Origin of the sequence: Pedobacter sp. CFBP9032 (assembly GCF_034045265.1) — a bacterium.
Lineage (GTDB): Bacteria > Bacteroidota > Bacteroidia > Sphingobacteriales > Sphingobacteriaceae > Pedobacter.
Map to the genome: position 1 here is coordinate 259107 of NZ_JAXCWE010000005.1, position 13843 is coordinate 272949.

The window sequence follows — 13843 nt, forward strand, 5'->3', positions numbered from 1 at the left end:
CTAATCAAAAACACCTATAATGGTAGTTATCTACACATCATAGTACATTCAATTAAAAACTAATCATTGCACCGTTGAAAAATGTTGCAGCTTAAAGGCTAAGATTAAAGCTAAGAATATTTAGAAAAAAGTGTACATTTTGCAAATGTTTTGAGCTTATCAGAACATTGGATTAAAAAATTAAATTAACCTCAATCAAATGAATAAAATAATTTATCTAAATGGTAAAAAGTCAGTTGAGATAGAATATATAAACAAAGAAGCTGACACTGTATACATCGATGGTATTGCGAAAGACTTTGCAGTTGAAACAACGAGTGAAGCAAAAGAAAAATTTGCCCAATCTTTAAAACGATCTAAGTATGCCGAATTTCTAAATTCGCAATTCGAGAATTTGATTTTACTAACTGGAGCTGGTTCATCGTATGGAATTGGTAAAACTGTTAACGAGAATGGCGAAGACATCGAAAGAAAAGGTAGACTATTAACCCATCTATGGGATGATGTTTGTGAAGCTATTTCTGAAGAAAAACTCAACAAACTATGTGAGATTGTGAAGTACACTGATAAGATATCTGATGGAAGTGGGTACGTTAAAAATTTGGAAAAGTTATTGTCACTGGCTAATGTAGCGAAGAACTATGTTAAAGATCCAAATGTCGATAATCCGATTTCCATCGAAAACATCATTACTGAAATTGAAAAAATTATAAAGCAGAATTGTACGCTTACTTTGCCATCAAATTCTCCACATTCGGAACTGCTAACGAAAATCACGAAACGAAAAGTTACGTTACCCCGAGTAAAAGTATTTACTCTGAATTATGATACTTTATTTGAACAAGCTGGCAGAGAAAAAAACTTTACAATGATTGATGGCTTTTCTTTCTCTCAACCCAGAGTTTTTAGTGGAAGAAATTTCGACTTAGATATAGTTTCAAGAAATTCCAGTAGAGTAAAAGAAGAAGATAATTTCGTTCAAAAGGTATTTCATATCTATAAGCCCCATGGATCGGTAGATTGGACACGTGAAGGTTCTTCTATTATTCAGCGTGAATTTGTTCAAAATCCATTGATGATTTATCCAAAGGATAGCAAATATGAGAGTTCTTATGAACAGCCATTTTTTGAAATGATGTCACGTTTTCAAAGTTGCGTTAGAAGCGAAAATGTGTTACTTATTTGTATCGGCTTTAGTTTTAATGACAAACATATTGTGACAGCAATTTCCGAAGCCCTTGAACAAAATCCAAGTTTCCAGTTAATGGTAGTAAATAAGGGAATAGACAGTAATTCATCAAATTTTAAGCCCATTTTCGAGGCAGGTAAACGTTACAACAACATTTTTCTCGTTGATGAAGAATTTGCCGATTTTGCTATTTACTTTCCAGATTTAAAATCTTATAATCAAGAAAACACCAAGCGAATCATACTAACTCTTCCAGATGAGTCAAAATCCATTTAATCATAGCCATTTTCTTGGTTACCTGAATCAAATTACTCCACAATATGTAAATGTTCACTTCCCTTCATCTGTATTGATGAAAAGCTTTTCATTTTACGGTGAAAACCTCAAGGGAGGTCTGGTTGGTAACTACGTAGTAATTGAAGGAGAACAATTTGGCTTTTTAGGAAAACTACTCGAATTAAGTCTCCCCGAAAAAGAACGACTTGAACTTAGTGAAAAATCTTTTAATACAAAAGAGTTTCATCCAACAGGTAAAATTGAAATTCTTCTTTCATTTGAACTTTTTAATCCATCAAAAATTGAAAAAGGACTGAATTCTCTTCCAATGATTGGTGCGAAAGTTTTCATCTGTTCTTCCGAATTTATTAAGGATTATTTTAAAGGCTTTGGTGTGAAAGAAGAGCATTCATCCTCTGCGCCAACTATAAATCTGGGACGCTTGACTTATGACAAACAAACGATTGTCGAGCTTTCTCAACAAGGAATTTTCGGGCGACACTGTGCTGTTGTGGGCACAACAGGTGGAGGAAAAAGTTATACGGTGACGAAATTAGTAGAGGGTGTTGTGGCAAATAACGGTAAAGTTATCGTTATAGATCCAACAGGAGAATATACACCACAAGATGCAAACATCACGACCGAACCGCCTGCTGTACTTAATGTAAACTCTTTTTTCCATTATTCGAACCTTACGATTAGTGACTTATTCGTGCTACTCAGACCATCGGGTCAAGTTCAAGCTCCGAAGCTGATGGATGCTATCAAATCTCTCAAAATTCTTAGAATTTTGGAATCCAATGTAGATGGAGATTTCATTACCATGAATGAAGAGCAAAATTATTCCATAAAAATTGCAGATGGAATTTATGAAATCATTGAGGTAAAAGATGGAAGTGTTGTTAAAGCGCAGCGATTAATGAGACCTTTCAATAGAGTCTATAATAAATTTATAAAGGCTATAGAGAGTAATGAAGCAGATTTTGATATCGCCTCTCTTGCTCTTCAGATAACGAAAGAATGCATTTGGGATATTGACTTTGACAATCACCTGAAATGGGGAAAGAGTAATCCGAACCATCTAAATAATTGTATAAGTTTAATCTTGCGCATAAATAACCTAAACAACAATCCTCAGTTCAATTCATTGTTTGGATTTGAGAGAAATAAGGCAGACGAGAATGAATTAATAAACAAAATTGAATTTTTTCTCAAGGGTGAGAAAAGGCTGTTAAGGATTAGCTTTGAAGAGGTTGGCTTTGAATTCCAAGCTCGAGAGATTCTTGCTAACGCTATTGGAAAATTTCTTCTTTCAAAAGCCCGACATAAGAAATTTATCGAAGAACCTCTCGTTTTAGTTATTGATGAGGCTCACCAATACTTGAATAAAAAAGTGACAGACGAATATTTTGAATCCACTGAGCTAAGTGCTTTTGATAGCATCGCTAAAGAATGTCGCAAATATGGATTGTTTTTATGTCTTGCTACGCAAATGCCCAGAGATATCCCAAACGGAACGTTAAGTCAAATAGGGACATTTATAACACATAGATTGATAAACCATCAAGATAAAGAAGCTATTGCAAATGCATGTTCATCTGCAAATAAGGATACCTTGGCTTTCCTGCCAATATTAGGGTCTGGTGAAGCAATCTTGATGGGAGTTGATTTCCCGATGCCTGTGATGTTAAAAGTCGACCTGCCAATCCTGCCTCCTAAATCCGAAACTCCTTTATTCAAAGTAAGTCATTGTTTATCAATCAAATAGATTCAAGCTGCAATTTCATTAATTAAAAAAGAATTTAATTATTAATTTATCTTAAAGTCAAATAATATATGAGAGCTAATAAAAATCTAAGAGAAAACCCATCAAACAAAGATCCAGATATCAACAATCACGATCTTTTTGATAAACGACAACGAAAGCCTGAAATTTTTTCTGTTAAAGATGTTAATCAAGATATAACTACCCAGCGAATACAGACTTACAAAATAGGAAAAGCTGAAATAAGATTTGATGCTCCAAACATGACTGCTATTTTTATGAGCTCCTCTGCAAAACACTACGAAGCAGCGAAGTTATTATATGCTAATTTAATTTCGCCAAGGATAAAAGTCCGTGAAAGAATAACATTTTCAAATATTGAGACAGTGAGTTTGTATGATTACTTTGAAGAAATTCAAGCTGCAGTAATTATGATTTACTCTGCTGTTGAATCCCTTAGCAATTCATTGATCCCTGACGACTTTAATATCCATGAAACTAAAAATGGGGTAACAGTAGTGGTTGACAAAGAGACCATTGAACGAAATAAAAGCACCTCAGAAAAACTCAAAGATATAATTCCAACTTCTTATAAAATTTTGTCTCCAACTAAATTTAAATGTTGGGGAAGGTTCAAAGAACTTGAAAAATTGCGTAATGATATTATTCACTTAAAGGGAGCTTCGATACAAAACAAGATTAAGACTAAACATATACTCGCCCAGATACTTGACGAGACCATTTTCGCCAAAATAAAAGCGGCAAATGAACTAATTAAAGAATTGGCAAAATTACTGCCGTATCATACCGAGTATCCTATATTGTATAATTCCGAACCGATCGTACCAAAGATAATCAATAGCTGGGATGATTTGGGCACCAGACCTGTACCAGACTTCGTACCGTAGAAAATGAGTCTAAATGTTAGTTTCTTTGGATATTTCAATGAATAGCTTCGAATGCATTATAATAGATTTAAAACTTCTTGTCCGTAAAGTCATAGACCATTCTATAGTATTTATCTTCTTTGTAAAAGTTAGCGATCACACCAAAAATCGGCATTTGCGGCATTTTCATGTACCACTTATTCTCATCAATTTTTTTAAATGTATCCTTCACAAAATTCAAATTTTCAGTAGCAGACTTATCAGTACCCATTACAAGCTGTCTGACACATATTTCTTGCTTATTTACTCTGCTGAAAAGCGCAATTATCGAAAGACTATTCGTTTTATGTTCTTCACTGGTGGGAGTTGAAAACGTTAAGGTAAGACTTCCATCATTGGCTGTGCCTTTCTCTGTAACAACGTATTGATTATTTAAAAAGGACTGTTTCAATTCATCAAAATATTTGACAACAGTTGTGTCATTTTCACCAATTAAAAGTTTTACAGGGCTTGTCTGAGCTTCAACTGCAACAGCATTGATTAAAATCAACATAAAAAAGATTATTGTTTTCATATAGATCAATTTAATTATAGGTTAGTAACGAATTTCCAATTTTCTCATGTTTTGAGGAGAAATCTTTTTAAAGGACTCTAATGTAATGTAAAGAATACTATCATGAAACTGAATTTTCCATGTCATCTTCGGGAATTACCTCAATAGCATACTGTTTATTATCAAGTAATTGTTCTGTATTTGTAACATTTAATTTTGCAGATTGTATTTTAAGTTTGATGAATTTTGCCAGTTGAGTACCTTTTAAGACCTCTGTTGTAGTTGTATTTCTGATATATAAATCTTCACAAGCAACATTTTCCTCATCTCTAAGCATAAAAACTTCTTCTGGGCTTGGATAAACCTCAATAATCATAATATCACCTTCTGGGAATTTGACAAACTCACGCCTTAAAAGACTTGCGAACCCGCCTCCAAAATAACTTTTGACAAGTTCATCGATATGCTTCCCAAATCCATCTCTATTTTTTTGTTTTAAGGTGCTGTAATCAGAATCTAAACCAAATATCTTCTGATCATCTGTGACACCTATTAATAGTGTACCTCCATTGGAATTTGCAAAAGCACAAAGCGTCTTCATAGCCGAATGGGTAATACTTTTATATGCAAGATCACCATTTATTTTACTTATTTTCTTTTGAACATCGGCAAGTTTGTTATCTAATGATTTATAATGGTTAAGTTCTTGAATTCTCTTTTCATCTAATACTGGAAACCTTAAACTGGATTTGAATTCTAATATTGGACTTTCCCCCTCCAAAATTCTATCCGACCAGTACTTAACTTTGGATTCGTTTTCCTTTTTTACCTTATCAAATTCAGCATCCTTTAAAGATAGAACACCATTTTGTATATAAGAAAAAATCAGCCCAAGATTTTTCTTAGAAAAATCAGTAACATCGTTACCTGAAGAAATCATTAAATTATTTGAAAGAGTAATTTTTGCTATGATTTTAAGATTTTCATTATTTCCTTTACCAGAATAATCTTTAACATACTGAAATAATTTATCTAAATCACTCTCAACCTTACTATTGAATAACAATATAATGTTCAAAAAATACAGAAGTTTTTCGAAGTCGGGAAAAGAAGATAATGCCGTAGATGTAATTTTTTCAAGTGTCTGTAGCACTTGTTTATTTACGTTCTCTAATGTTTTAGGAGTATAATCATTGATTGCTCGCTCTAAGGCTGCAAGTGTTTCGAAATAGCTTGTGTAGATATTTGCATAATCTGATCTTAAACTTTTAACAGATTCAAAAAGTTCATTTGCCATTTTTAAATTTAAAATCTTCTTTTCTAAATCAATTTGAATCAAAGCGTATTGCTCAAAGCAGTAGGCTTTCTCAGATTGTATTAGATCAAACGTCCTCCTTTCTAAAGTTTTATCTGGTTCAGAATAGAATTCTTCATAATCAATCAAATGGTCGTCATCAACCCGATTAAGAAACTCAATATATTTAACTCTGTAGTCGGTATCGTATAATGGTTTTAAACTCAGAACTTGTCTTTCTGAAAGATTATCAGAAATGGAAACATAAAATAGAGTATTTTGAGGTTTGAAGTGCCTCTTCAACCTATCAAGATCCCAAATATGTTCAGATATATCTTTTCGAGATAGTCTCCCTATACCACTTTCTGTTGTAACAAAGACTCCATTATCATCAACACGAACAATAATGCCTTTCTTTACAATTAAGTTTTTACTGGCATAAATCGATTTATTCAACGAAAAATATTTTGAATGGTCTGTATCAAGTTGTTCGACTATAAAAAATTTAAATTCTTTATTAAATAAAATACACCTTACAGCTATCTCGTAATCCACCTCATCTAAAACCGAATTTTTGAGTACAATATCCTTTGTACGATGGGTGGGAAGAAAACCGACTTTATTTTCGTACAAAACCTCAAAACCGTTTAGAAATCTTTTACCTACCGAAACTTTGATAATACTATGTCCTATGAAGATAGACTCGAGTTTAGACCAATCGTTTGGTAACTCCTCTGCTTCATTCCCCCTGATTACATTATGGTTAAGTTTTATTCCATCAGCAAAATAAAAAGGATTGAATTGCTCCCCAATTTTAAAATTCTGAAAAACTTCATAACTGCGCAATATGAGGTAACGTTTAACATTTATATCTTCAACTATATAAAAATATTGTCTTTGTATAATTCCCAAGAGAACATTTGCCTGTTCAAACATTTTTATGTTTAAATAAAGCTGATACTCACAATATGCCCAATTAAAGAATTTTGATTTGTATTGGGAACTCTTAAATCTTGCATTCCCATTTTCGATTAGCTCAAAAATATTTTCAAGTTCACTATTTAAAAAGCTGTTTTTTTGTTTGGAAATTATTTGAATCAAGTTAGCAACAATAACCTCGTTCACATCCTGTGAAGAAATTAAACGAAGTATTTTGTTGATATACTTAACCTCGTTCAATGATTGAAAATCAATAAACTTAATTATGTAATAAATTTCATCCAGTGTATTTATTTCTGCAGAGGTGCCGTCCAATAAGGAATAATAACTTTGTGAAGAGAGGAGTGTAGTAACTTTCCGTATGCTTAAACCTTTATTGATTTCAAGATTAGCTCGTTCAAGGGTGCTGTCTGCTAAGAGCTTATTTGGTATTGCAGAAATAATTCCTTTAGTGAGTATCCATTTTTCAATTGCTAATGACAGCTCATTGATTTCATAGGCTGCTTTATAATCGAGCCTTTTAATTGACTCGTCAAAATATTTTGGGATTACATGTTTACAAAAGGTAAATACCCAAAAAGCTCTTTTCTCATTATATTGATCCCTAAATTTTATTTCATGATAACTGGGGTTTGCACTGTTTAGAATTGGCAAAAAAAACTTGCTAATAATTTTTTTCTCATTGATTATATTTTCGATCGTCAAAAAATACGGGTCAGCAACATTGACCTGAGATAGTCTTACGACATCGTTAACTATTATGACTTTACAGCTTATCTCATCATCTACTTTAATAGTACGATTCTGACCAGCTATAACAGAAGTCTGATAGATTAGTCCGTCTTCACCCTTTAATTGAAATGCTTGGTAGGGTTTATCATCTTTAGTAATTCGGTCTATAAGATCCACTACCGTAAATAAATAAATCTCCCCCTCTAAATAGATGGGATGTCGAAAATCTTGGTTAGTATAAACAATTCTTTCTCGAAAATCTAATCCTTCAAAGCGAACTCGAATTTCCCCACGAGAAAAAAAAAGTTCCTTTTGCCAACGAAAAGCTAAGACTGATCTTTCAATTTCTGTTTCGTCAATGAAGACAATTTTCGTTCTTTCGGATTTATCTTTTAACAAGAAAGTCTCAACACGCAAAATCTTAAAATTGTAAAATGCACCCTTTTGTGGGAGAAATGTCTTTTCTCTATCGATTAGCTCCAATCTGGGTTTCCTGTCGTTACCTACAGATTTTCTAAATGGTATTACCTTTCCAACCGATATCTTAGTGAGATCTTGCTTGTAAATCGGATATACAAATTCTTCAGAGTTGGAAATATCTCGTAACCTCCAAAATTCTTTGTAATTTATTAAAACGGTTGAATAGACTTTGCATTTAATGATGGGCATATTGAGAAGTGTTAATTTTTTCCAATATACAATCAAGTTTAGAAGAAATCAAAATTCTTTCTAAATTCTCTAAATGACAATTATTTGTAGAACCATATTTTTTGGTTAGTTCTTAACAAGTTTGAAGTACACTTTAAAAATTCGATTCTGCAAGGCGACTAAATTCCTGTTTTTGCTTGAGATTGACCAAAATAATTCGTATTTTTAGGGTATTTTTAAACCAATCTAAAAATATGAAAATATTATACATCAGGGTATCTTCTCTGGATCAAAAAACAGATCGACAAAAAACAAATACTGCAGGGTTTAAAGTTTATGAAGATTATTGCAGTGGTTCGATTGCTTTTGCTGATAGAGATAAAGGTAAAGAAATTATCAAGCTATTAAAGGATGGAAAGGTTGAATCACTAACAGTAAGCAGTATTGACAGACTTTGCCGCAATGTACAGGATTTGTTAAACACGATAGAATTATTTAAAAAAAATGGTGTATCAATAACCTTCCTTAATCAAGGATTGAAAACCCTTGATGAAAACGGCAACGAGAATTCAATATCACGAATGATAATAAGTATTCTTGGTGTTGTAAGCGAAATGGAAAGGACACAAATTAGAGAACGTCAAAGAGAGGGAATTTTAATTGCGAAAGCAAAAGGTATTTATAACGGTCGAAAAGTCGGCTCGAAAGAAGATACTTTAAAGTTCCTAAGCAAGCCAAGGAATTATAAAGTTTTGGAATACCTTAAAATGGGAAACCTAACAGGTGTTGAAATATCGAAACTTACAGGTGTTAATATGAATACAATTACCAAGGTAAAAAAGTTAGGCTTGATCGAGAGGGCAAAATAACCTGGACATAACCTGGGTTAAACCAGGTCATAACCATAGTTTAACTATGCAAAACTATGTTGGGATACAGAATAAATCATAGAATTTCGTATAAATTTCCCTAAAAAATAGCTTAATAAGGACGAATCATGCATTGAATGCATAAAATGGTGGGTACGTTTAAAATGTACAATAGAAATTCTTCAGGAGATTTGACACCATTCCCCCAAGTCTCGTACCCGCTTACCCTCCCCCAATTCTCGCCCTCCCACACCATATGGTGATACCCTTCAAAAATTTTTTAGATTTTTTTGGTCAGAAAAAATTGCCCTATTTTATTACACACTAATTGCAAGTATTAAAATTAGAATCATCTAAAGTAATGTTCGCAGAACACCTAAACCAATATTCAGATTTCCTGTCACCACCAGTACATTTACCAATTTTATTGGTCGCAAAGACAAAATATCCTGACTTCCCTTTGTGAATTGTAACTGCAGAAATATCACCAATATTCAATGTGCCATAATAAGTTAGATCTTCACACTTAAAGCTATCACCCTCAGTAAATTCCTTATAATATAGAAGAAGGGAACTGTTACAGTTATTTTTATAATGCACAACTACGTCTTTACTACACCCTGTTTGTTGTATTGGATTTTGAGGTGTAGCCTCATCATAGCCAGAAAACCAGCCTCTTATCTTGTGACAACTTAAACAAGATAATATTAAACAAATAGCTATTGTATATTGAGCAAGGTTATTCTTCATATGGCGATTAATATTAGCGAGGCTTCTTTGAAATTAAGACTACGGTTAACTGGTTAAATGATGCATTTACCTTAGTGAAAGTACCTGCTTCATCACCAGCTCTATCAATATCGATAGTGTAGCGAGAAATTGATTCTCCACCCATATCTCCAATTAGCTGGTCATGATTTACAACTTTTATAAGAAACTTACTAATTGTCTTGGGTGACAAATCAATAATTTGGTACTTATTCGTATCAGCAACGGTATAGATTCTCCTCCAAGGGCTATAAGCTGTAGCGTCTGTCCATTGGTATGTTGAAGGATCAACACTTCTTCCTGCTCGTGTGTTATCCCCACCAAATTCCATAACATCCATAAATAATCTCGCATCAATAAAGTCCTTTTGAACATTTAGCTCAAGAAACACTTCTCCTGATGTCCAATTACCATCACTTGTATCAAAATCAGCATCATTCCCGCCTGTATGCGGAGGTATGAAAGTGATTGGTGTTGGCGTAAAAACATCTGTTTTGGTTTTAGCCACCCATGGGGCAATGGTAATTTCAGGCATTTGGTCATCACTGCCATTCCAATAAAGCTTGATTTTAGTATACTTATTATCGATAATTGTTGTAATCAACGAGTTAATGTTAATAGTTACCTGCCAATTTGTATTATGACCTATATACTCCTCACTTACAAATTCAATTTTTCCATTCCCAGTTAATGCAACCTTCAAAAGTTGTCCTTTTGTATCTTTTGAATTTAAGTCATAACCATATATAGACAAAGGACTACCAATTGCAAGATCATTATTCATATCTAATTGCCCAACAGTTAAGGTACAGAAACTCGGTTTCGAATCTGTATATTTTTCATTTTTAAGCCTTTTAATCACATTTTCTAAAGATTGTTTAACCCTATCCCCCATAAATGTCATGGTGCACATTGCGGAAGCTGTCGTTCCTCCAATCGCATTATTCGTTATAATTGATAAATCATTACTGATAAGTTGATGAACATCATTTGGTAGATCCCGAGAAATATCTCTGAGGACTTTTTGCCACTGGGAAGAGTTTGTATTCAAGGAATTTATTCCACCCTGAATTACATTGATAGCCCTTTGGACAGGATCCAAATTACAAGATGAAATAAAAAGAGAGAAAATTAGAAAGTAGTATTTCATAACTGAATTTTTATTATTGATAATAACGATAACTCAAATATTATACAGGCAAAAAGAAAGTGAATTCTAAAAAGCCAGGAGATTGGGAAAAGCAATGATCATTCAAATATGAATTTTATTTGTGAGCTTTGTAATGATAGTTTTTGTTTGTAAATCGAAATGTATTGGATGCACACTTTATGACTAAAAAGTATACAATATTTTAATTTATGCCGATAAAATCATTTTACTGTTACCAGAATAATTATAGCAGATTTCCACCTAAATAATAACTCGCACTATACTTTAAATCGAGTTGGAGCTCCATAAAACTTTTGAATGCTGCGGTAAACCACTCTACATCTTGAGGAAAAGTAGAATATTCTTCGTGTGTTTTGATCGCATAAAATTCCCCATCAAGAGACGCCTCAATTCCATAGATGCCAAGTGAATTTGCCTGCACCCGCTCAAGAACAATTGAAAAATCTGCTGCATCAAACGACACCATCGATGAATTCTCTATATCTGGATTTTTTTTGAGTTCAAAAAAAATGTACTTATTTAAATACCTATGCTTTCGTGCTAATTGTTCATCTGTCATAATAGCTATACTGAATTATTATTAAACTGACATAGATAAATTTCTCATGGCGAGATAATACCCTTGAAGAAACAAATAGCTCTCGTCTGCTGTTCGCCCACTCAAAACTGATTGAGTCAGTTCACGTTTTTTATCGTATTGCCAAAGGCTTAGAACTCCAGCTTCTTCCTTGACTGACCAGACAAGCGGTTTATCTAAATCTGCATGTATGCCGTTTAGCTTTTCGCACATTGTGCTTACACTCAATAAATCATTACTCATTTTAAATAAATTTGATGGAAAACCTAAAAAACTCCTAATATCTTCTTGCGTTTAATATTATCAGGAACTACTTTTGGCGACTCGAATACCACTTTAACACCGTCAACATGTAAATTGATTAACGCATCATGATACCCTTGAACATATTTATACGCATCGTCAACTGAACAATCTTCGATCAAATAAATTTCCTGTCCCGTTTCAACATTTTTTGTTTGAATTGATGTAGTTAGACTATTTGGTCTGGGGCGCAACATCCACGGAGAACCTAATCTTCCAAAAGATTTATTTAACTTTTGTATAAGATCATGCAATTGAACATGAGTATGTCTGGATGTTAGTCTTGTGTAATCGTCCTCGTAAGAATACATAGAAGAGGCATTTTCAATGGTTAAAGAATAATAACATTAACGAAAGTTTGTTTGGCTGAATCGATAGTAAAGCCTTTCCTATTTTTTAATTAGTTGTTCAATATCTTTTAGCAAATAGCCATATAGATTTAGAAGTGTTGTGACGTGGTCGCTTCCAAATCCATGAGAAGAGAACATATCTGTTGTGAGCTTTATGTATGCATCGTATGCAAATTTATAATTCGTGATTTGTTCCTTTACTATATGATTTCCTTTATAAACACTGATATTAAAATAATTATCGTCACATGAATCGTAACCAATGAACTTTTTATCTAAGATACGCTCCACTTTCATGGTTGAGATAAGTTTTTTTCTTCCCCAAAAGGACTTTTCGTAACCATTATAAAGGATTGAATTATCGGAAAAAAACTTCTCGATTAAAGGACAATTTTCAGCAAATGCTTTGGCTACAAGCATTACCTCATCCATTGCATCAGGTGGTTGAATTAGCATAGTATCTTATTGAAATTAAAAGTATAGATGAAAACTAAGCACCAAAGATTTGCTCAGCAGCCATTTTCAAATTCTAATCGATTATCCTTATTAAAAAAAAATATTATTGTTCATTTACACTGACTATTCGTTCCAAGCCTGCACCATTTTGCGCTTCTACGATTTTTTTTGCTGAAGCAAAATTTGGAGCTGTAACGACAACTTCTAATGTTGCACTGTGATTCCTGATTCGATAACGTACTAAGTATTGAGCCATAATATTCAGATTTTGTGAGAGCACAAATTTACGAAAATTATGTGAATTTACCAATACATGTACTGATAAAGCTTGATATTAAATTTGTGAAGTTGCACCCATTCTTCACAGGAAAAAAAATGGATGCAATCAACGATTTCGTGATTCAAAAAGTAAAGAAATTTCGGACTGAAAGAAATTTTTCCCAAGCCACTTTAGCCACAAAATTAGGTGTTTCAAATGCTTTTTTAGGTCAAATTGAAGATCCTACCCACCGAGCAAAATATAATTTGAGTCATATAAATAAATTAGCAATAATATTTGACTGCAGCCCAAAGGCTTTTCTGCCAGAGAAACCAATAATGTAGCAAACAAGTAATAATATTTAAGCATGGCATTTGCCCAATTATAATTGTACAGATAGATTACCAAGAGTTAGAGTTTTAAAGACTATTTGTTTATCAAATTCGAGAAATGGAAAACATTATAACACTTCAAGAACTGAACGAAAATAATGAACGTGAAACCTACAGGGGTGATGATAGGGAAACAGTTCTGGAGTTTCTTAATGCAATGTATCAGATGAAGCAAAAACATGATGCTGAATTGAAAGCTGAAAGAGATAAGGCAAAACCAAGCAATGATATATTTCAACTGATTCAGGGCTTGAAGGATGAACTAAAGCCAGTGATAGAATTTCATACCACCACACCCGGAATACCCAAAAAGAGATTGACCAGTAAACAGAAGTTGCAGAAGCAAATTGAAGATGATTTAAAAAGAATTGAATACCAATCATTCCAACGCATAAAAAAAGGGAATGTTTAACGC

14 protein-coding genes are annotated in these 13843 nt (G+C 33.1%); 6 read left to right on the forward strand and 8 right to left on the reverse strand.

Going from position 1 to position 13843, the window contains the following annotated elements:
• The first annotated feature begins 199 nt into the window (after nt 1-199).
• The 3 genes from SOM16_RS11820 (at nt 200) to SOM16_RS11830 (ending at nt 4138) form a co-directional block, all read left to right on the forward strand.
• Nucleotides 200-1465 (forward strand): SIR2 family protein, encoded by a 1266-nt coding sequence (locus SOM16_RS11820; protein WP_320464206.1) that lies wholly within the window; start codon nt 200-202, stop codon nt 1463-1465.
• On the forward strand, nt 1446-3233 hold the full coding sequence (locus SOM16_RS11825; RefSeq protein WP_320464207.1) for an ATP-binding protein: 1788 nt from the start codon (nt 1446-1448) through the stop codon (nt 3231-3233). The genes SOM16_RS11820 and SOM16_RS11825 overlap by 20 nt, the downstream gene beginning before the upstream one ends.
• A gap of 68 nt (nt 3234-3301) precedes the next feature.
• The gene (locus SOM16_RS11830) at nt 3302-4138 is read left to right on the forward strand and encodes a hypothetical protein (protein ID WP_320464208.1); all 837 of its coding nucleotides are present in this window, start codon (nt 3302-3304) and stop codon (nt 4136-4138) included.
• A 67-nt stretch (nt 4139-4205) separates the two neighbouring features.
• Here the strand turns inward: SOM16_RS11830 and SOM16_RS11835 are convergent, their stop codons facing one another.
• Both SOM16_RS11835 and SOM16_RS11840 read right to left on the reverse strand, forming a co-directional pair.
• The gene (locus SOM16_RS11835) at nt 4206-4691 is read right to left on the reverse strand and encodes a hypothetical protein (RefSeq protein ID WP_320464209.1); all 486 of its coding nucleotides are present in this window, start codon (nt 4689-4691) and stop codon (nt 4206-4208) included.
• Between the two features lie 100 nt (nt 4692-4791).
• Complete coding sequence (locus SOM16_RS11840; protein WP_320464210.1) at nt 4792-8304, reverse strand: ATP-binding protein; 3513 nt, start codon at nt 8302-8304, stop codon at nt 4792-4794.
• Between the two features lie 233 nt (nt 8305-8537).
• Between SOM16_RS11840 and SOM16_RS11845 the strand changes: the two genes are divergently transcribed.
• On the forward strand, nt 8538-9152 hold the full coding sequence (locus SOM16_RS11845; protein WP_320464211.1) for a recombinase family protein: 615 nt from the start codon (nt 8538-8540) through the stop codon (nt 9150-9152).
• Nucleotides 9153-9476: 324 nt separating this feature from the next.
• On the opposite strand, the gene SOM16_RS11850 is transcribed toward SOM16_RS11845, so the two are convergent.
• From SOM16_RS11850 to SOM16_RS11875, 6 genes are all read right to left on the reverse strand, one after another.
• Nucleotides 9477-9902: a hypothetical protein gene (locus SOM16_RS11850; protein ID WP_320464212.1), complete on the reverse strand. Its 426-nt coding sequence runs from the start codon at nt 9900-9902 to the stop codon at nt 9477-9479.
• Nucleotides 9903-9915: 13 nt separating this feature from the next.
• The gene (locus tag SOM16_RS11855) at nt 9916-11070 is read right to left on the reverse strand and encodes a hypothetical protein (RefSeq protein WP_320464213.1); all 1155 of its coding nucleotides are present in this window, start codon (nt 11068-11070) and stop codon (nt 9916-9918) included.
• A gap of 244 nt (nt 11071-11314) precedes the next feature.
• The gene (locus SOM16_RS11860; RefSeq protein WP_320464214.1) at nt 11315-11650 is read right to left on the reverse strand and encodes a hypothetical protein; all 336 of its coding nucleotides are present in this window, start codon (nt 11648-11650) and stop codon (nt 11315-11317) included.
• A 21-nt stretch (nt 11651-11671) separates the two neighbouring features.
• Nucleotides 11672-11911 (reverse strand): hypothetical protein, encoded by a 240-nt coding sequence (locus SOM16_RS11865; protein WP_320464215.1) that lies wholly within the window; start codon nt 11909-11911, stop codon nt 11672-11674.
• 449 nt (nt 11912-12360) lie between these two features.
• Complete coding sequence (locus tag SOM16_RS11870) at nt 12361-12777, reverse strand: hypothetical protein (RefSeq protein WP_320464216.1); 417 nt, start codon at nt 12775-12777, stop codon at nt 12361-12363.
• 103 nt (nt 12778-12880) lie between these two features.
• Nucleotides 12881-13033, reverse strand: coding sequence for a hypothetical protein (locus tag SOM16_RS11875; RefSeq protein ID WP_320464217.1), 153 nt, complete (start codon nt 13031-13033; stop codon nt 12881-12883).
• Between the two features lie 14 nt (nt 13034-13047).
• Between SOM16_RS11875 and SOM16_RS11880 the strand changes: the two genes are divergently transcribed.
• Together SOM16_RS11880 and SOM16_RS11885 are read left to right on the forward strand one after the other, a co-directional pair.
• Complete coding sequence (locus tag SOM16_RS11880) at nt 13048-13380, forward strand: helix-turn-helix transcriptional regulator (RefSeq protein ID WP_320464218.1); 333 nt, start codon at nt 13048-13050, stop codon at nt 13378-13380.
• A 106-nt stretch (nt 13381-13486) separates the two neighbouring features.
• Nucleotides 13487-13840, forward strand: coding sequence for a hypothetical protein (locus SOM16_RS11885; protein WP_320464219.1), 354 nt, complete (start codon nt 13487-13489; stop codon nt 13838-13840).
• Nucleotides 13841-13843 lie beyond the last annotated feature (3 nt).